Consider the following 18,501-nt stretch of genomic DNA (forward strand, 5'->3'; position numbering starts at 1 on the left):
CTCCCCGGGTGGTGGTTACCCGAGGTATTTACTGGCCGGTAGCCCAGATGGGAATACCCAGGACAAGACAACCGCTCAACTTTCACAGGAGGTACGACGACGATGACGACCGACGACGCACAGGATTTCCGGATCGAGCACGACTCCATGGGTGAGGTTCGCGTCCCCGCCCACGCGAAGTGGCGTGCGCAGACCCAGCGGGCCGTGGAGAACTTCCCCGTCTCCGGTCAGCGCCTGGAGCGCGCCCACATCGAGGCACTGGCCCACATCAAGGCGGCGGCGGCGAAGGTCAACGCCGAACTGGGCGTCCTGGACGAGGACGTGGCGGAGGCGATCGCCGACGCGGCGCGGGAGGTGGCGCGCGGCGACTGGGACGCGCACTTCCCGGTGGACGTCTTCCAGACCGGCTCCGGCACGTCCTCGAACATGAACATGAACGAGGTCGTCGCCACTCTCGCGACGGAACGGCTGAAAAGCTCCCACGGCTCCGGCGGGCAGGGCGGCCCCTCCGGCGGGTCCGTCCACCCCAACGACCACGTCAACGCCTCGCAGTCCTCCAACGACGTGTTCCCGTCCTCGATCCACATCGCCGCGACGGCCGCCGTCACCCACGACCTCATCCCCTCCCTCGAACACCTCGCCGCCGCCCTGGAGGGCAAGTCGGCCGAGTTCGCGGACGTGGTGAAGTCCGGCCGTACGCACCTGATGGACGCGACTCCGGTCACCCTGGGCCAGGAGTTCGGCGGTTACGCGGCGCAGGTGAGGTACGGCGTCGAGCGCCTCCGCTCGTCCCTCCCCCGGCTCGCCGAACTGCCGCTGGGCGGCACGGCCGTCGGTACGGGCATCAACACCCCGCCCGGCTTCTCCGCCGCCGTGATCGCCGAGGTCGCCCGCACCACCGGCCTCCCTCTCACCGAGGCCCGCGACCACTTCGAGGCCCAGGGCGCACGGGACGGCCTCGTCGAGACGTCCGGCCAGCTCCGTACCATCGCCGTCTCCCTCACCAAGATCGCCAACGATCTGCGGTGGATGGCCAGCGGCCCGCGCACCGGACTGGCCGAAATCAACCTGCCCGACCTCCAGCCGGGCTCGTCGATCATGCCGGGCAAGGTCAACCCGGTGGTTCCCGAGGCGGTCCTGATGGTGGCGGCCCAGGTCACCGGCAACGACACGACGGTCGCCGTCGCGGGCGCGGCGGGCAACTTCGAACTGAACGTGATGCTCCCGGTCATCGCGAAGAACGTCCTGGAGTCCGTCCGCCTCCTCGCCAACTCCACCCGCCTGCTGGCCGACCGCACCGTCGACGGCATCACGGCGAACCGCGAGCGCGCCCTGGAGTACGCGGAGTCCTCCCCCTCCGTGGTGACTCCCCTCAACAAGTACATCGGGTACGAGGAGGCCGCGAAGGTCGCCAAGAAGGCGGTCGCCGAACGCAAGACGATCCGCGAGGTGGTCGTGGAGGGCGGCTACGTGGAGCGCGGCGACCTCACGGAGGAGCAGTTGGACGCCGCGCTGGACGTGCTGAGCATGACGCGTCCCTGACGCCCCGGAAACAGGGGCGGGCGGGGGCACGGCGGTGTCCCGTGATCCAAATCGCTGCGCCGCCGTCCCCGCCCTCCTAAAATCCGTTCATGACAGAGCACGCGGACGTGGACACGAACGGGGCCGGGGCGGTCGGCGGCAGGTGGGCCGCCGGGGACCGGATCCTCTGGCGGTACCGGGACAACGCCTCCGCCCGCCTGCACATCTGCCGTCCCGTGACGGTCGTGCAGGACACGGACGAGCTGCTCGCGGTGTGGATGGCGCCGGGGACCGAGTGCGTCAAGCCGGTTCTGGAGGACGGCACTCCGGTGCCTCGGGAGCCGCTCGCGACGCGGTACACGAAGGCGCGGACGACGACCACGTCGCGATGGTTCGGGACCGGGGTGCTCAAGCTGGCGCGGCCGGGCGATCCGTGGTCGGTGTGGCTGTTCTGGGAGCGCGGGTGGCGGTTCAAGAACTGGTACGTGAACCTGGAGGAGCCCCGGTCGCGGTGGGCGGGCGGGGTGGACTCGCAGGACCACTTCCTGGACATCGCGGTCGCGCCGGACGGGCGCTGGATGTGGCTGGACGAGGACGAGTTCGCCGAGGCGCGGCGGGTCGGACTGATGGACGAGGAGCAGGCCGCACGCGTACGGGAGGCCGGGCGGGCGGCCGTGCGGCAGATCGAGACGTGGGGGACGCCGTTCGGTGACGGCTGGGAGGACTGGCGGCCGGATCCGCGCTGGGGCGTGCCCGAGCTGCCGGACGACTGGGACCGCACCCCGGCCCACATGGCGACGTGAGACTCTTGATGCGCCCCCGGGGTCCAAACGTAGGATCGTCGTCCGGAAGGCTGCGCACGCAGTGGTCGGACGCTCCAACTACCGGGTGTGGAGCACGACCTGACCGTATGTCACCACAGGGGGGTGGTTCTGTGAACCTGCACGGATGTGCGTGCGGTTCTGTAACGTTCACAGGCCACCGTTCTGTCGACGCGGCCCGCGAAGCGGGTATACCGCAGGCAGCGATTGCATCGCACGAGCTCCCCGGACGGACGGAACCCCACGCGTGACGGAGCAGCAGTCCACCTCGCACGAAGGCCGGCAGCCGCCGTTGGCTGCCGGGCCGCAGGAACGCGCCCGGCCACGGCAGGAGCCGCGGGAGGAGGGCGCACGGCCGGCGACGGCCGCGGTGCCCGCTCCGGGCGGACCGGCGGCCCCGGGCGGACCGGGCAAGCCGGGCGTCCCCACGGGCTCCGGCGGTTCCGGCGGTTCCGGCGGTCCGGGCAGCCCCGGCGGCCCGGGTGTGCCCGGCGGTCCCGCGGGGCCCGGTGGGCACGGCACGCCCGCCCATCCCGCCCGTACCGAGGGCGACCGGCTGCGGTTCGTCGGGGCCGCGACCCGGCGGATCGCCCGCGGCATCGACCTGGACGAGATCGTGCTCGGGCTGTGCCGGGCGACCGTGCCGACCTTCTCGGACGCGATCCTGGTGTATCTGCGCGATCCGTTGCCCGTCGGGGACGAGCGGCCCGCCGTGCCCTTCATGCTGCGGCTGCGGCGCACGGACCGGCTGCGGCCGGGCGACCTCGGCGAGACGCCGGAGGCGGCCGAGGAACTGGACGCCGTGGTCGGCGACGGATCGCCCGCGCAACAGCTCTGCGAGGTGCTCGGCGGCGGCGCGCTGGCCGAGGTGCTGCGCGGTGTGCGGCCGGTGTTCGGGGACGGTTCGGCGGCCCGGATCGCCCTGCCGGAGCTGCTCGGCCGGGAGTGCGCGCTGCCCGACGGCCGGCGCGCGATACTCGCCCCGCTCCGGGGCCGCCGCCGGGTGATCGGGGCGGCCGTCTTCCTGCGCAGGCCCGAGCGGTCCGCGTTCGAGACCAATGACCTGCTGGTGGCGGCGCAGTTGGCGACGCACACCGCGCTGGGCATCGACAAGGCCGTCCTGTACGGCCGCGAGGCATACATCGCGGACGAGTTGCAGCGGACGATGCTGCCCGACTCGCTGCCGAAGCCGACCGGCGTCAAGCTCGCGTCGCGCTACCTTCCGGCCGCCGAGACGGCCCGGGTGGGCGGGGACTGGTACGACGCCATTCCGCTGCCGGGCAGCCGGGTGGCGCTGGTGGTCGGCGACGTCATGGGGCACTCCATGACCTCGGCGGCGATCATGGGGCAGTTCCGTACGACGGCCCAGACCCTCGCCGGTCTCGACCTGCCGCCGCAGGAGGTGCTGCACCACCTCGACGAGCAGGCGCAGCGGCTCGGCACCGACCGCATGGCGACCTGCATGTACGCCGTGTACGACCCGGTGTCGCACCGGATCACCATCGCCAACGCCGGGCATCCACCGCCCATCCTGCTGCACCTGGGAGGGCGCGCGGAGGTGCTGCGGGTGCCGCCGGGGGCGCCGATCGGGGTCGGCGGAGTCGACTTCGAGGCTGTGGAGCTGGACGCTCCGGCCGGCGCGACCCTGCTGCTGTACACCGACGGCCTGGTCGAGTCCCGGCTGCGGGACGTGTGGACGGGCATCGAGCAGCTGCGGGAACGTCTCGCCGCCACCGCCCAGTTGACCGGCCCCGACCACCCGCCGCCCCTTGAGGCGCTCTGCGACGACGTGCTCGACATGCTCGGGCCCGGTGACCGGGACGACGACATCGCGCTGCTCGCCGCCCGGTTCGACGGGATCGCGCCGAGCGACGTCGCCTACTGGTTCCTGGAACCGGAGGAGCAGGCTCCGGGGCGGGCGCGCCGTCTTGCCCGGCGCGCGCTGGAGCGCTGGGGCCTGGAGGAGCTGTCGGACTCGGTGGAGCTGCTCGTCAGCGAGGTCGTGACGAACGCGGTGCGCTACGCGGAGCGGCCGGTGACGCTGCGGCTGTTGCGTACGGACGTGCTGCGCTGCGAGGTCGGCGACGACTCGCCGCAGCTGCCCAGGCAGCGGCGGGCGCGGGACACCGACGAGGGCGGGCGGGGCCTGTTCCTGGTGAACCGGCTGGCCCGGAAGTGGGGCGCGACCCGGTTGAGCAGCGGCAAGGTCGTGTGGTTCGAGCTGGGGCTGCCGGGGTCGGTGGCGGAGCCGCCGCACTGACCTCCCGCTCGCCGCACCCGGCGGGCGACGGCACGTACGACGGCGGGGCCCGTCCTGGTACGCACAGGACGGGCCCCGCCGTCGTACGGGACCGAGCGGAGTGCCCACGGTGCGCACACGGCGGGTCCCGCCCCTATCGGGGTGGGACCCGCCGTCGTCGGCGCCCTGCGTGCAGGCCGGCTACGGCTGCGGGGGCCACTGCCCGTTGCCGCCGTTGACGTTGCCGCCCGGTTTGCCGACCGTGTCGCCGCCCTGGTTGGCGCCGCCGGGCTGGCCGGTGCCGGGGTCCGGGTCGGTGCCCGGGTCGGGGTCGGGCGGGGTGCCGCCGTTGTCACCGCCGCTCTGGCCTCCGTTGACGTTGCTTCCACCGTTGCCGTTGCCGCCGTCACCCGGCGGGGTGCGCGTCGGCGGGGGCGTGTACTTCGGCGGCTCGGGGGTGTCGGTCACCGGCGGGGGCGTCGTCGCCTCCTGCGTGGGGGTCTCGGTGACCGGCGGGGGCGTGGTGGGCGGCGGCGGGGGCGGGGTCCGGAAGTCGGCGCCCTCCCTGACCTCCAGGTCGAACTCGGCGGCCTTCTCCTTGCTGCTGAGCGCGCCCAGGGTGTAGTCGCGCCAGATCTGGGCCGGGAAGCCGCCGCCGTTGGCGCGGCCCGCGCTGGCGGTGCCGGTGAGGGAGACCTGATGGCCGGTCTTGGGATCCTGGCCGAAGAGGGCGACGGCGGTGGCGAGCCTGGGGGTGTACCCGGCGAACCAGGCCGCCCGGTTGTTCTCGGAGGTACCGGTCTTGCCCGCCGCGTGGTACTCGCCGCTGTCGGCCTTGAGGCCCGAGCCCTCCTTCATCACGTTCTGGAGGACGGAGGTCACGGTGTCGGCGGTCTCCCGCTGGAGGCCCCCGGCGTCCTTGAGCGCCTCGGGCCGGATCGTCGCGAGGTCCTTGTGCTCGGCCTCCTTGATGATCGAGGGGATGACCTTCTTGCCGTGGGCGGCGAGGGAGCCGTACGCGCCCGCCATGTCCATGGTGCTGGCGCGCATGGAGCCGAGCGACATCGCGGGGACCGCGCCGAAGTCGCCGCGCTCGCGCATGCCGGCCCGCAGCGCGACCTCCTTCGTGAGCTCGGGGCCGACGTCCACGATCATCTGCGCGAAGACGGAGTTGACGGACTTGGCCATCGCCGTCTGGACGGTGATGTCGCCGTGGCTCCGGTCGTCCACGTTCTCCGGGGCGAACGGGATCTCGCTGCCTACGACCGGGCGCTTGCTCTTGCCGCTGTAGACGGTGTTCGCGGTGATCGGTTCGCCGTCCTGCGTCTCGGAGTTGTTCTCCAGGGCGGCGGCGAAGATGAACGGCTTGAAGGTGGAGGCGGGCTGGTAGTCGGTGCGGGTCGCGTTGCTGATCTGGTGCGTGAGGTAGTCCGTGCCCCCGTACAGCGCGACGACGTTGCCGGTCCTGGGGTCCACGGAGGTGGCGCCCGCCTGGACGGTCGCGTCGACCTTGTTGCCCTTGCGGTCGAGCTTGGCCTCCAACTGGCGCTGAACGGCCTTCTCCAGGGCCTTCTGCCGCTTCTTGTCGATGTTGAGGGTGATCTGCCAGCCGCCGGCCGCGAGCTGCTTCTCGTCGACCTTCTCGCGCACCTTCAGCTGCTGCTCGGCCGCCTGGACGAGGTAGCCGGTCTGGCCCTTGAGTCCGGGGTCGGCCCGGACGGGCTCGGGCATCGGGAACGTCATCCCCGCCCGGTCGGCCTGCTCCAGCTCGCCCATCTTGACCATGTTGTCCAGGACGTAGTTCCAGCGGTCCATGACGAGCTTCTTGTTCGTCGGCGTCGCGTTCCGCACGTCGTAGCTGCTGGGCGCCTGGAGCAGGGCCGCCAGGTAGGCGCCCTCCTCGACGGTGAGCTTGTCGGCGTCCTTGCGGTAGTACGCCTGGGCGGCGGCCTGGATCCCGGCGGCGCCGCGCCCGTAGTAGCTGGTGTTGATGTACCCGAGGAGGATCGTGTTCTTGTCGTACTTGTTGTCGACCTTGAGCGAGATCACCAGCTCCTTGAGCTTGCGGCTGATCGTCTGCTCAGGGGTGAGGTAGTAGTTCTTCACGTACTGCTGGGTGATCGTCGAACCACCCTGCTTGCCCTTGCCGGTGAGGGTGTTGAGCACGCCTCGGGCCGTGCCCTTGAAGTCGATGCCCTCGTCCTCGTAGAACGACATGTTCTCGGCCGCCACGAAGGTCTTCTGGACCTTCTCGGGGATCTTTTCGAGCGAGACGTTCTCCCGGTTGAACGCACCGCTCTGACCGGTGCGCGCGAAGACCTCGCCGTCGCTGTACTTGTAGACGTTGCTCTGGATCTTCGCCGCCGCGTTGCCCGCGGGGATCTCGATGAGCATGTAGAGGGCGACGAAGCCCGCCATCCCGAGCAGGCAGAGTCCGACGAAGGTACCGAGCACCTTCTTCCAGGTGAAGAAGCGACGTATGCCGGTCCTCCCCGTCTGCGCCCGGCGCGACCCACGCTGCCGGGCCTTTCGCGCATCCGCACGGCCCATTGGTCAGTTGCTCCGCTTCTCAGTCATCGCTCGCCCATACTCGCCGAACTATCGCCGGATCAGCTCAGAAAGCTAACACCGTCGACTTGGACAAATAGCCGCAGATCACGCCTTTTGCGGACGTGACAATCAGCACCTCCCCCCAAGGAACCGACGAACGCGGAGCCTCAAAGGTTGCCAGGAGTGAGCGAAGTTGAGGAAACGAGTCCGATGTACCCCCTGATCCTTTCGGACCGGGGCGACACGCCTCTGGGCAGGGGCGGCTCGACGCGATAAAGTGATATCACTTTGCTAGTCCGGCAAGGACCGGACCGGCAGAGCGACGCCCATCCGTGGAGTGCTTCAGAGAACGGGGAACCGCATGACCCACACAGCCAACGGACCGTCCCACGACCCCTCCGACCCCACCCGGACCTCCGGCACCACCGACAGCACCACGCCCCGCCCACCGGAGCTTCCGGAGATGCCCGCACCGCGCGTCACCGAGTTCCCGGCGCACAGCATTCCGGGCGGGCTCGCCCTGCTCCTGGGCCTGCTCGGCGTCGTCGCCGCCGTGGCGCTGGTCGTGCTCGGCGCGTCGATCGCCGCCGCGGGCGGAAAGTTCGCCCTCATCGGCATCGGCATCCTGCTCTTTCTCGGATCCCTGCTCGCCATGAGCGGCCTGAACATGGTCGCGCCGGGCGAGGCCCGCGTCGTCCAGCTCTTCGGCCGCTACCGGGGCACCATCCGCACCGACGGGCTGCGCTGGGTGAACCCCCTCACCACCCGCAACAAGATCTCCACCCGCGTCCGCAACCACGAGACCGCCGTCCTCAAGGTCAACGACGCGTACGGCAATCCGATCGAACTGGCGGCGGTCGTCGTGTGGCGGGTCGAGGACACCGCCCAGGCCCTCTTCGAGGTGGACGACTTCCTGGAGTTCGTCTCCACCCAGACCGAAGCGGCCGTCCGGCACATCGCCATCGAGTACCCGTACGATGCACACGAGGAGGCCGGGCTCTCGCTGCGCGGCAACGCCGAGGAGATCACCGAGAAGCTGGCCGTCGAGCTGCACGCGCGCGTGGAGGCCGCAGGCGTCCACATCGTCGAGTCCCGCTTCACCCACCTCGCGTACGCCCCGGAGATCGCCTCCGCGATGCTCCAGCGACAGCAGGCCGGCGCGGTGGTCGCCGCCCGCAAGCTGATCGTCGAGGGCGCGGTCGGCATGGTCGAGCAGGCACTCGCCCGCATCACCGAGCAGGACATCGTCGAACTCGACGAGGAGCGCAAGGCGGCGATGGTCAGCAACCTGCTGGTCGTGCTGTGCGGGGACCGGGCCACCCAGCCGGTCATCAACACGGGGTCGCTCTACCAGTGAGCGACGACCAGCGGCCGGAGCGGGCGGACACGGCGGGCGAGGATCCGGCCCCCGGACCGCGGGACGCCGCGCCCGCGCGCCGGCGCGAGGCCCGCAAGCAGGTACTGCTCCGGCTGGATCCCGCGGTGCACGACGCCCTGGCCCGCTGGGCCTCCGACGAACTGCGGAGCACGAACGCGCAGATCGAGTTCCTGCTGCGCACCTCGCTCGCGGACGCGGGACGCCTGCCCAGGCACACCGGCCCGCTGCCCCGACGCGGCCGGCCGCCCAAACGGCCGTCGGAGGAAGAGAACTAGCAGGTGGGGACCCGTCGCGAGGGGTCCCCACCTCTTCTTTCGGACAGCTATGCACTGCATGTATACACACCGTGTACAGTGCTCGGCATGTCCATCGGTCACACCTTGCTCGGCCTCCTGGAGGCCGGCCCCCGCCACGGCTACGACCTCAAGCGGGCCTTCGACGAGAAGTTCGGCCACGACCGCCCCCTGCACTACGGGCAGGTCTACTCCACCATGTCCCGCCTCCTGAAGAACGGCCTCGTCGAGGTCGACGGCACCGAAACCGGAGCGGGCCCCGAACGCAAGCGGTACGCCATCACCGACGCGGGCATCACCGACGTCGAACAGTGGCTGGCAGAGCCCGAGAAGCCCGAGCCGTACCTCCAGTCGACCCTCTACACCAAGGTCGTCCTCGCGCTGCTCACCGGCCGCAGCGCCGACACCCTGCTGGACACCCAGCGCGCCGAACACCTGCGCCTCATGCGCATACTCACCGACCGCAAACGCGGCGGCGACCTCGCCGACCAGCTCATCTGCGACCACGCCCTGTTCCACCTCGAAGCGGACCTGCGGTGGCTCGAACTGACCGCCGCCCGCCTGGACCGCCTCGCCACGGAGATACGACGTTGAGCAACCAGCCCCCGCAGCACAGCACCCCCGGGCACGCCCCCGCGGGCTCCCTCCTCACCGCCACCGACCTGCGCAAGACGTACGGCGCCACCGCCGCCCTCGACGGCGCGCACTTCTCCATCCACCCCGGTGAGGTCGTCGCCGTCATGGGCCCCTCCGGCTCCGGCAAGTCCACCCTGCTGCACTGCCTCGCCGGAATCGTCACCCCGGACTCCGGCACGCTCACCTACGACGGCCGCGACCTGTCCGCCATGTCCGACCGCGAACGCAGCGCCCTGCGCCGCAGCGAGTTCGGCTTCGTCTTCCAGTTCGGCCAGCTCGTCCCCGAACTGACCTGCGTCGAGAACGTCGCACTCCCCCTCCGCCTGGCCGGCACCCCCCGCAAGGACGCCGAACGCACCGCCCTGTCCTGGATGCAACGCCTGGAGGTCGACGACCTCGGCGCCCAACGCCCCGGCGAGGTCTCCGGCGGCCAGGGCCAGCGCGTCGCCGTCGCCCGCGCCCTGGCCTGCGGACCCCGCGTACTGTTCGCCGACGAGCCCACCGGCGCCCTGGACTCCCTCAACGGCGAACGCGTGATGCAACTGCTCACCGAGGCCGCCCGCTCCACCAACGCCGCCGTCGTCCTGGTCACCCACGAGGCACGCGTCGCCGCCTACTCCGACCGCGAGATCGTCGTACGGGACGGCAAGTCCCGCGACGTCAGCATGGAGTTCAGCCGATGAGCGCACTCGACGACCTGCGCCTCGGGGTCAAGTTCGCCGTCAACGGCGGACGCGAGGGCTGGACCCGTACGCTCCTGACCGCCGTGGGCGTCGGCCTCGGCGTGGCCCTGCTGCTGATCACCTCCGCCATCCCCAGCGCCTTGGCCGCCCGCGACCACCGCAGCTACGCGCGCGGCGAGATGGGCGGCGCCACGGCCGAGAAGGCGGGCCAGGACACCCTCCTGATCACCTCCCTCCCCTCCGGCTTCCGCGACCGGCCGATCGAAGGCCGACTGGTACAGCCCGAAGGCCCCGAGGCCCCCCTGCCGCCCGGCCTCACCGCCTTCCCCGCGCCCGGCGCGCTGGCGGTCTCCCCCGCCCTCAAGGAGCTGATGGACTCCGGCGAGGGCAAGCTGCTGCGGGAACGCCTCAACGGCCCCGTCACCGCCGTCATCGCCGACGCCGGCCTCATGGGGCCCCACGAGCTCTTCTACTACCAGGGCAGCAAGGACCTCGGGCTCAACCCGGGAACCACCAAACGCATCACCTCCTTCCAGGGCATCGCCCAGGAAGGACTGGACCCGATCCTGCTGCTGCTCGTCCTGGTGGCCTGCGTCGTCCTGCTCATCCCCGTCGCCGTCCTCATCGCCGCCGCCGTCCGCTTCGGCGGCGAACGCCGCGACCGCCGACTCGCCGCACTGCGCCTGGTCGGCGCGGACGCCACCATGACGCGCCGGATCGCCGCGGGCGAGGCACTCGCGGGCGCACTCGCCGGACTGGCCGTGGGCGGCGCACTGTTCTTCGTCGTCCGCTCCATGGCGGGACTCATCACGATGGAACGGATCAGCGTCTTCCCCGCCGACCTCTCCCCCGTCCCGTGGGTGGCACTCCTCATCTGCCTCGCGGTACCGGTCTCGGCCGTGCTGGTCACCCTCCTGGCCCTGCGCGGCGTCGTCATCGAGCCGCTCGGCGTGGTCCGTACGGCGAAGCCGGTACGCCGCCGCTTGTGGTGGCGACTGCTGCTGCCTGTCGCCGGGCTCGCCCTCCTGCTGCCGCTGCTCGGAAAGGACGACGAGAACGAGAAGTTCAACGAACCCCAGGTCATCGGCGGCACCGCCCTCCTGCTCATCGGCGTCACCGCCCTGCTGCCCTGGCTCGTCGAAGCGGTCGTCGCACGCCTCGGCAAAGGGCCGGTCTCCTGGCAGCTGGCCGTGCGCAGACTCCAGTTGAGCAGCGGCACCGCCGCCCGAACCGTCAACGGCGTCGCGGTCGCCGTCGCCGGAGCCATCGCCCTCCAGATGCTCCTCAGCGGAATCGACGGCCAGTACACCAAGGACACCGGCGTCGACGCCTCCCTGGTGGACATGTCCCTCCACGTCTACCCGGGCACCCCCGGAGCCGCCCGCGCGGAAGAACTGACGAAGCGGCTCACCGGCACCGCGGGCGTACAGCGCACCCTCACCGTCGACCAGACCACTTTGGGCGACCACCCCAAGGAACCGGAGAACTACACCGACCTGACCGTCGCCGACTGCACGACGCTGCGCATCTACGGCGCCCCCGCCACCTGCAAGAACGGCGACGTCTACCTGACCGGCGGCAAAGCGCTCGAAGGCATCCCGGCCCCGGCCGCCGAGGGCTTCAAGCCCGGTCACCGCTACTACCTCTCCCCGGCCACGGGCCCCGCGGCGGGTCTGTCCGTACCGTGGACCCTGCCCGTCGGCACGACGACCGTGGACAGCAGGAAGGGCCCGGAGGGATTCGTGCGCGGCGGCATCCTCGCCACCCCCGACGCCCTCCCCGCAGCCGCCCGGAGCGCCTACGTCCGTTCCGTCTACCTCAAGTTCGACGGCTCCGAACCGTACAGCGCCGACTTGGCACGCAACGCCGCCTACGCCACCGACCCCTCGATCTACGTCTCGGGCCTGCTGGCGACGAAGACCGACAACCGGTTCGCGCAGATCCAGCGCGGACTGTTCGCGGGAGCCACCTGCGTACTGCTGCTGATCGGAGCGAGCCTGCTGGTGACCCAGCTCGAACAGCTGAGAGAACGCAAGAAGCTCCTCGCGGCTCTCGTCGCGTTCGGCACCCGACGCTCGACGCTGGGCTGGTCGGTGCTCTGGCAGGCGGCGGTACCGGTGGCCCTGGGCCTGGCCCTGGCCATCGCGGTCGGGCTCCTGCTGGGAACGGTGCTGCTACGGATGACGGCCGTGCCGATCACCGTCGACTGGGGCCCGATCGCGATCATGTCGGCAATCGCGGGAGGCGTGATCCTGCTGGTGACGGCCCTCAGCATGCCGGTACTCCTGCGCCTGATGCGCCCCACCGGCCTCCGCACGGAATAACCCCCGACATCCCCTGGGCGGCGGGCCCGCTCCACCTCAGCCCCCTTGGACGGCGGGCCCGCTCCACGCCAACCCCCTCAGGCGGCGGCCCCGCCTCCACGCCAGTCAGCCCCCTTGGGCGGCGGGGCCGCCCCCCGGGGGCGGAACGGGCGGGCAAGGGGGCGGCCCCCCACCGGAGGTGCACCCCCGCCCCTACGTCCCGCCACCCGGCGCTCCCTCCCGCACCCGCACCCGCACCCCGCCACCTCCGCTACACCCTCCCCCACCCGCACGGGATCCCCACCTCACCCGCACGGGCCCCTCACCCCACCACCCCCTAAAGCATCCGCACCGGCAACCCCTCCAACGCCCCCCTCAACGCCCCCGCGAACTCCGAGAACTCCTCCCCCCGCGCCGCCCCCGCCCGCATCACCAGCGCCACCCGCCGCGACGGCGCCGGATCGGCGAAGTAGCCGGTCACCAGCGCCGGATTCCGCCCCGCCTCCACCTGCACCGCCGTACGCGGCAACAGCGTCACCCCCAACCCCCCGGCCACCAACTGCACCAGCGTCGACAACCCGGCCGCCGTCGTCGTCACCGGCCCGCCGTCCTGCCGCCCCGCCTCCCGGCACACGTCCAGCGCCTGGTCCCGCAGACAGTGCCCCTCGTCCAGCAGCAGCAGATGCAGATCCCGCAGCGCCTCGCGCGGAATGTCGTCCCGCCCCGCCAGCCAGTGGTCGTCGGGCATCACCAGCACGAAGTCCTCGTCGAACAGCGGGAGTTCCACCACCCCTTGCACCCCGAGCGGCACTGCCAGCAACAGCAGGTCCAGCCGCCCGGCCGCCAGCCCCTCCACCAGCGACGAGGTCTGCTCCTCGTACACCTGCAGATCCAGCTCGGGATACGCGTCCCGCACCAGCCGCAGCACCGTCGGCAACAGGTACGGCGCGACCGTCGGAATCACCCCGAGCCGCAGGACCCCCGTGAAAGGCGCCCGCACCGCCTCCGCTTCCTCCAGCAGCTCCCCCAGCGCCTCCAGCACCACCCGCGCCCGCACCGCCAGCCGCTCCCCCGCCGCCGACAGCAGCACCTTGCGCGTGGTCCGCTCGACGAGCTGCACCCCCAGCGTCTCCTCCAACGCGGAGACCGCCCCGGAAAGCGCCGGCTGGCTCATCCCGATGGCAGCCGCCGCGTCCCGGAAGTGCAAGGACTCCGCCACCGCGACGAAGGCCTTGAGCTGGGCCAGGGTGGGCTGCTTCTTGACGTTGTTGGCGGCGATGACTGTGCTCCGTATCGGCGTCGGTGGGCAGGGGAACGGGAGCCCTCCCCGGAGGGGAGTGGCGACGGCAGGAGGCCGGACCCCCCCGCGCACCCGCGAGCCTATGATCAATAACTCTCGTCGATCAAAGATTACACTTCAGCCGATTTCACTGATCAGTGACTCCATGGCAGGCTGATCAAAGTCCAACCCCCCAGAAATGCTGCGAAAGCGGCCTTTCCTCTCCGTCCAAGAGGAGCCCCATGCTTACCGTTGGTGACAAGCTTCCCCCGTTCGAACTCAGCGCCTGCGTCTCCCTGGAGAAGGGCAAGGAGTTCGAGCAGATCACCCACAAGTCGTTCGAGGGTCGCTGGCTTGTTCTGTTCGCGTGGCCGAAGGACTTCACGTTCGTCTGCCCGACCGAGATCGCCGCGTTCGGCAAGCTGAACGAGGAGTTCGCGGACCGCGACGCGCAGATCCTGGGCTTCTCGGGCGACTCCGAGTTCGTGCACCACGCCTGGCGCAAGGACCACCCGGACCTGACCGACCTGCCCTTCCCGATGCTCGCCGACTCGAAGCACGAGCTCATGCGCGACCTCGGCATCGAGGGTGCGGACGGCTTCGCCCAGCGCGCCGTCTTCATCATCGACCCGAACGGCGAGATCCAGTTCACCATGGTCACCGCCGGTTCCGTCGGCCGTAACCCCAAGGAGGTCCTCCGGGTCCTCGACGCGCTGCAGACGGACGAGCTGTGCCCGTGCAACTGGACCAAGGGCGAGGACACCCTGGACCCGGTCGCGCTGCTCTCGGGCGAGTAAGAATCCCCGACACCAGTACCCCGCGCACGGACCACGGAACGGAACCGATCTGACATGGCACTCGACGAACTGAAGTCCGCCGTACCGGACTACGCCAAGGACCTCCGCCTGAACCTGGGCTCGGTCATCGGCAACAGCGACCTCCCGCAGCAGCAGCTCTGGGGCACCGTTCTCGCCTGCGCGATCGCCTCGCGCTCGCCGAAGGTGCTGCGCGAGCTGGAGCCGGAGGCGAAGGCGAACCTCTCCGCCGAGGCGTACACGGCCGCCAAGTCGGCCGCCGCGATCATGGCGATGAACAACGTCTTCTACCGCACGCGCCACTTGCTCTCCGACCCGGAGTACGGGACGCTGCGCGCGGGTCTGCGGATGAACGTGATCGGCAACCCCGGCGTCGAGAAGGTCGACTTCGAGCTGTGGTCCCTCGCGGTCTCCGCGATCAACGGCTGCGGCCAGTGCCTGGACTCGCACGAGCAGGTCCTGCGCAAGGCGGACGTCTCCCGCGAGACGATCCAGGAGGCCGTCAAGATCGCCTCGGTGATCCAGGCGGTCGGCGTCACCCTCGACTCCGAGGCCGTCCTGGCCGAGTAGTTCCGAGTACGCGTACGTGTGAAGGGGCCCATCGGCGTTCGATCAGCCGGTGGGCCCCTTCGCGTGTGCCCGCTACTTCTTGAGCAGCGTCATCAGCTCACGCATGTCGCTCTCCAGGAGTTCCGGCACACCGGCGTAGCTGGGCGCGACCCCTCTCTCGCCCTCGTATTCGACGCTGCCGTCGACCGAGAGGACGAGAACGATGCCTCCGTCCTGCACCACCAGTTGCCTGTCGTCCCGGACGTAGTACTCCTCCGTGAACGCCAGATGGAAGGCCCGGTCGCCCAGCCCCTCCACCGGCGTCACCTCCGGTTCGGTGCCGTACTCGCCGGCGTTGAGCCGGGCCTCCAGCTCCGGCCCCGGGTCGGTCCTGCGGTGCTGCTCGATGACGAGACCGGCCCGATAGACGGTGGGCCAGCCCTCGGTGTGCTGGTCGGTCGACTTCAGGCCCATCTGGCAGACCGACCGGTCGTAGGCGGGGTCCTCGAACCGCTCGGAGCTGTCGGCGGACCGGTCCCGTGCGCCGAACCGTTCGGTGAGCGCGCTCAGCGGCGCCTTCTCGCACGTTTCCGCCGTGATCCGGTAGCCCCGCTGGTCGGGCCCCTCGTCGTCCTGTCCGAAGGCGTGCAGCCCGCCCGCCCACAGCGCCGACGCGAGCACGGCCCCGCCGGCCGCCCACAGCCAGGGCCGGCGCGGCCGCTCCTGGGTGCGCGGTGCGCGCTCGCCGCCCGAGTGAAGGGTTTCGAGCGGCGTCGCGTCCGCGCCGCCGACCAGTTCGGGTTCGGATATCACCGGGCGTCGCCGTCCGGCGTGCCCGGGGAGGGCGGTGCCGGGGCCGCCGCGCCCGGTGGCGGGGCCGGTGTCGGGGCCGGTGTCGGCGCCGGTGTCGGGGCCACGTCGATCGCCGTCGCCCCGTGGGGTTTCGGCGCGGCCCGCAGCGCGCTCTCCTTGGCGTACGAGCGCAGGTAGCCGATGGCGGTGTTGAGGACGGCGACTATCGGCACCGCGACCACCGCTCCGCCGATCCCGGCGACGAGGCCGCCCGCCGCGACCGAGAGGACGACGGCGAGCGGGTGCACCCGTACCGCCCGGCCCAGGATGAACGGCTGGAGGATGTGACCCTCGATCTGCTGCACGGCGAGGACGACGATCAGCACCATCAGGGCGATGAACGGCCCGTTGGTGACGATCGCGACGACGACCGCCAGTGCGCCGGAGATGACCGCGCCGACCAGCGGGATGAACGCGAAAAGGAAGATCAGGACGGCGAGCGGCACCGCCATCGGCACGTCGAGGAAGTGCAGGCCGAGCCCGATGAAGATGGCGTCGATCAGGGCGACGATCACCGTGCCGCGCACGTACGCGGTGAGGGTGCGCCAGGCGCGCGGGCCGGCGCCCGCCATGCCGGGACGGGCCTGGGTGGGGACCAGCCTGAGCGTCCACTCCCAGATGCGCTTGCCGTCGTACAGCAGGAAGAGGGTGGAGAACATCGCGAGCAGCATTCCGGTCATCATCTCGACGATGACGGTGACGCCCTGGAGTCCCGCGGTGGTGATCTCCTGGGTGTTGGTGCCGATGGCGTCGCTGAGGTTCTTGGTGATGTCGTTGATCTGCTGCTCGGTGACGTGGAACGGGCTGTTCAGCAGCCAGGTCCGTAGGTCCTGGAGGCCCTGTTGGACCTGCGCCGAGAGGTCTTCGGCGTTGTCCATGACCTGCCAGACCACGAACCAGCCGATCAGGCCGATCACGACGAAGCCGAGGATCGCGGTGAGCGCGGTGGCCAGTCCCCGTGGCAGCCCCATCCTCTTCAGCGCGGCCACGGTGGGCTGGAGCAGTGCGGTGAGCAGGAGGGCGCCCATGAAGGCGAAGGCGACCAGTTGGACCTGGTTGATGATCTGGCCGAGTACCCAGATGGTGCCCGCGAGGACCAGCAGTCGCCAGCCGGCTTCGGCCGCGACGCGCATGCCCCAGGGGACGGCGTCGGCGGGTTCGGGTCTGGCGCGGACGGCGGGGGCGTAGTCCGGTGGCGGCGGGACGTGGTCGAGGTCGTGGTGGTCGGGCACGCCGTTCTCCGGGACGGCGACCGCGTCCGGGTCGGCGTCGGCCTCGGCGCGGCGCTCCTCCAGCCGGTCTCCCATGTGGGTCAGCCGTGACCCGAGCCCGCCGAGCCATCCAGGCGTCTTCGACATGATGTTTCCTCTTCCCACCCCGACGCCCCTCGGCGATTTTGGTCGGACCCGACCGTACACGTGCGGAGCCCCCCACCGTAGGACGGTGGGGGGCTCCGCGGAGTTGAGTGCCCGGGTGAGCGAGTACCCGCGTTCGCCGCTGTCAGTACCAGCGGTTGTCCTGCCAGAAGTCCCATGCCTCACAGGGGCTGCCGTAGCGCTCGTTCATGTAGTTGAGCCCCCACTGGATCTGGGTGGCCGGGTTGGTCCGCCAGTCGGCGGCGACCGAGGCCATCTTGGATCCCGGGTTGGACTGGACGAGGCCGTAGGCGCCCGAGGAGGGGTTCACTGCCTTGTAGTTCCACGTGGACTCGTGGTTCACGATGGTGCTGAAGCACTGGAACTGACCGGCCGGGACGATCTGGCGGGCGATCGCCTTGACCTCGGCGACGGTGTAGGAGGTCTGCGGTGCGAAGGAGGAGGCGTCGCGGGATGCCGAGCGGGAGGCGACCTCGCCCTGCTCCTTGCGTTCCTTGGCTTCCTTCTCCGCCTTTTCGGCCTTCTCCTTGGCCGCCTTCTCGTCGGCGGCCTTCTTGTCGGCCGCTTCCTTCTTGGCCTTGGCGTCGGAGGCGGCCTGGATGCGGGCTGCTTCCTCGGCGCTCTTCTTCGCGGCCTCGTCGACGGCGGCGGCCTGGACGTCGGCCTGCTGCGCGAGGGAGGCGGTCGCCACCTGCGCGTGCTGGCCGGCGGGGATTTCCGCGAGGAGAGTCGTGTCGGCGGCGGCTGCCTCGAAGTTGTTGTCGCTCGACGACTGCGGGTCGCCCGATGCGACGCCCACGACGGCGCCGACTGTGGTGACTGCGGTGGCGGAGGCCACTGCGAATCCCCGAACCGAGATCCGGCTCACACGGTTTCCTTCCAGCAGCGTCCGAACCGGTGACCCTCGCGGACGCAATCGCACCCCTGGCGCTGGCACTCCCTTTTGGTACGTCACGGGAGGCGCGGACCCGGTGGGCAACTCCCGTGGGAGTGCTCCGTGTTACTCGGGCGGCATACGGCGCGATCTGTTGAATTAGGTGGTGTTGCACCTCTGGAGGTGCGGGTGTGCCGTATGCGGGGCCTGACGGAAGCAAGACTCTGCCGGAAGGGCATGCCGGTAATCAATTCTTGGTTGCGTGTGAAACGTCACATCGATTCTGTGGCTGTTGTTTCGGGGAAGTACTCGCGCCGCGTGACACCGCCCGG

15 protein-coding genes are annotated in these 18,501 nt (G+C 70.7%); 10 read left to right on the forward strand and 5 right to left on the reverse strand.

Annotated features, from left to right (window positions below; genetic code table 11):
• Positions 1-102 precede the first annotated feature (102 nt).
• The 3 genes from ACQPZG_RS12660 (at position 103) to ACQPZG_RS12670 (ending at position 4,602) form a co-directional block, all read left to right on the forward strand.
• The gene (locus ACQPZG_RS12660; protein WP_433545909.1) at positions 103-1,542 is read left to right on the forward strand and encodes a class II fumarate hydratase; all 1,440 of its coding nucleotides are present in this window, start codon (positions 103-105) and stop codon (positions 1,540-1,542) included.
• An 89-nt stretch (positions 1,543-1,631) separates the two neighbouring features.
• Positions 1,632-2,324, forward strand: a complete 693-nt coding sequence (gene fomD / locus ACQPZG_RS12665; protein ID WP_433545910.1) for a cytidylyl-2-hydroxypropylphosphonate hydrolase — start codon at positions 1,632-1,634, stop codon at positions 2,322-2,324.
• 265 nt (positions 2,325-2,589) lie between these two features.
• Entirely contained in the window at positions 2,590-4,602 is a 2,013-nt protein-coding gene (locus tag ACQPZG_RS12670) for a SpoIIE family protein phosphatase (protein ID WP_433545911.1), read from the forward strand.
• Positions 4,603-4,782: 180 nt separating this feature from the next.
• On the opposite strand, the gene ACQPZG_RS12675 is transcribed toward ACQPZG_RS12670, so the two are convergent.
• Positions 4,783-7,131 carry a transglycosylase domain-containing protein gene (locus ACQPZG_RS12675; RefSeq protein WP_433545912.1) on the reverse strand — a complete coding sequence of 783 codons (2,349 nt, stop codon included), beginning with the start codon at positions 7,129-7,131 and terminating at the stop codon, positions 4,783-4,785.
• A gap of 463 nt (positions 7,132-7,594) precedes the next feature.
• Here ACQPZG_RS12675 and ACQPZG_RS12680 point away from each other — a divergent pair, with 463 nt between their 5' ends.
• The 5 genes from ACQPZG_RS12680 (at position 7,595) to ACQPZG_RS12700 (ending at position 12,445) form a co-directional block, all read left to right on the forward strand.
• Positions 7,595-8,488, forward strand: a complete 894-nt coding sequence (locus ACQPZG_RS12680) for an SPFH domain-containing protein (RefSeq protein ID WP_229923354.1) — start codon at positions 7,595-7,597, stop codon at positions 8,486-8,488.
• A complete protein-coding gene (locus ACQPZG_RS12685; protein ID WP_433545913.1) occupies positions 8,485-8,784 on the forward strand; it encodes a hypothetical protein in 300 nt (99 codons plus the stop codon). Before ACQPZG_RS12680 ends, ACQPZG_RS12685 begins: the two co-directional genes overlap by 4 nt.
• An 87-nt stretch (positions 8,785-8,871) precedes the next feature.
• A complete protein-coding gene (locus tag ACQPZG_RS12690) occupies positions 8,872-9,396 on the forward strand; it encodes a PadR family transcriptional regulator (protein ID WP_433545914.1) in 525 nt (174 codons plus the stop codon).
• Entirely contained in the window at positions 9,393-10,121 is a 729-nt protein-coding gene (locus tag ACQPZG_RS12695; RefSeq protein ID WP_433545915.1) for an ABC transporter ATP-binding protein, read from the forward strand. The genes ACQPZG_RS12690 and ACQPZG_RS12695 overlap by 4 nt, the downstream gene beginning before the upstream one ends.
• Positions 10,118-12,445 (forward strand): ABC transporter permease, encoded by a 2,328-nt coding sequence (locus ACQPZG_RS12700; RefSeq protein WP_433545916.1) that lies wholly within the window; start codon positions 10,118-10,120, stop codon positions 12,443-12,445. The genes ACQPZG_RS12695 and ACQPZG_RS12700 overlap by 4 nt, the downstream gene beginning before the upstream one ends.
• A gap of 316 nt (positions 12,446-12,761) precedes the next feature.
• Here the strand turns inward: ACQPZG_RS12700 and ACQPZG_RS12705 are convergent, their stop codons facing one another.
• Positions 12,762-13,718, reverse strand: coding sequence for a hydrogen peroxide-inducible genes activator (locus ACQPZG_RS12705; RefSeq protein ID WP_433549374.1), 957 nt, complete (start codon positions 13,716-13,718; stop codon positions 12,762-12,764).
• A gap of 227 nt (positions 13,719-13,945) precedes the next feature.
• Between ACQPZG_RS12705 and ACQPZG_RS12710 the strand changes: the two genes are divergently transcribed.
• Together ACQPZG_RS12710 and ACQPZG_RS12715 are read left to right on the forward strand one after the other, a co-directional pair.
• Positions 13,946-14,500: a peroxiredoxin gene (locus ACQPZG_RS12710; protein WP_185028513.1), complete on the forward strand. Its 555-nt coding sequence runs from the start codon at positions 13,946-13,948 to the stop codon at positions 14,498-14,500.
• Between the two features lie 54 nt (positions 14,501-14,554).
• Entirely contained in the window at positions 14,555-15,088 is a 534-nt protein-coding gene (locus ACQPZG_RS12715; RefSeq protein ID WP_185028511.1) for an alkyl hydroperoxide reductase, read from the forward strand.
• A 72-nt stretch (positions 15,089-15,160) separates the two neighbouring features.
• Here ACQPZG_RS12715 and ACQPZG_RS12720 read toward each other — a convergent pair whose 3' ends face one another.
• The 3 genes from ACQPZG_RS12720 to ACQPZG_RS12730 all read right to left on the reverse strand — a co-directional run bounded on the left by ACQPZG_RS12720 (position 15,161) and on the right by ACQPZG_RS12730 (position 18,181).
• Complete coding sequence (locus tag ACQPZG_RS12720; protein WP_433545917.1) at positions 15,161-15,880, reverse strand: hypothetical protein; 720 nt, start codon at positions 15,878-15,880, stop codon at positions 15,161-15,163.
• Positions 15,877-17,277, reverse strand: a complete 1,401-nt coding sequence (locus ACQPZG_RS12725) for an AI-2E family transporter (protein WP_433545918.1) — start codon at positions 17,275-17,277, stop codon at positions 15,877-15,879. Before ACQPZG_RS12725 ends, ACQPZG_RS12720 begins: the two co-directional genes overlap by 4 nt.
• Before the next feature lie 142 nt (positions 17,278-17,419).
• The gene (locus tag ACQPZG_RS12730; RefSeq protein WP_433549375.1) at positions 17,420-18,181 is read right to left on the reverse strand and encodes a transglycosylase SLT domain-containing protein; all 762 of its coding nucleotides are present in this window, start codon (positions 18,179-18,181) and stop codon (positions 17,420-17,422) included.
• Between the last annotated feature and the right edge of the window lie 320 nt (positions 18,182-18,501).

Origin of the sequence: Streptomyces sp. CA-294286 (assembly GCF_050947155.1) — a bacterium.
GTDB lineage: Bacteria > Actinomycetota > Actinomycetes > Streptomycetales > Streptomycetaceae > Streptomyces.

Bases quoted from the DNA above. Each gene is read 5' to 3' on its own strand.
- ACQPZG_RS12660 (WP_433545909.1), top strand. From the start codon at position 103: ATGACGACCGACGACGCACAGGATTTCCGGATCGAGCACGACTCCATG.
- fomD (WP_433545910.1), top strand. From the start codon at position 1,632: ATGACAGAGCACGCGGACGTGGACACGAACGGGGCCGGGGCGGTCGGC.
- ACQPZG_RS12675 (WP_433545912.1), bottom strand. From the start codon at position 7,131: ATGGGCCGTGCGGATGCGCGAAAGGCCCGGCAGCGTGGGTCGCGCCGG.
- ACQPZG_RS12680 (WP_229923354.1), top strand. From the start codon at position 7,595: ATGCCCGCACCGCGCGTCACCGAGTTCCCGGCGCACAGCATTCCGGGC.
- ACQPZG_RS12690 (WP_433545914.1), top strand. From the start codon at position 8,872: ATGTCCATCGGTCACACCTTGCTCGGCCTCCTGGAGGCCGGCCCCCGC.
- ACQPZG_RS12700 (WP_433545916.1), top strand. From the start codon at position 10,118: ATGAGCGCACTCGACGACCTGCGCCTCGGGGTCAAGTTCGCCGTCAAC.
- ACQPZG_RS12710 (WP_185028513.1), top strand. From the start codon at position 13,946: ATGCTTACCGTTGGTGACAAGCTTCCCCCGTTCGAACTCAGCGCCTGC.
- ACQPZG_RS12715 (WP_185028511.1), top strand. From the start codon at position 14,555: ATGGCACTCGACGAACTGAAGTCCGCCGTACCGGACTACGCCAAGGAC.
- ACQPZG_RS12725 (WP_433545918.1), bottom strand. From the start codon at position 17,277: ATGTCGAAGACGCCTGGATGGCTCGGCGGGCTCGGGTCACGGCTGACC.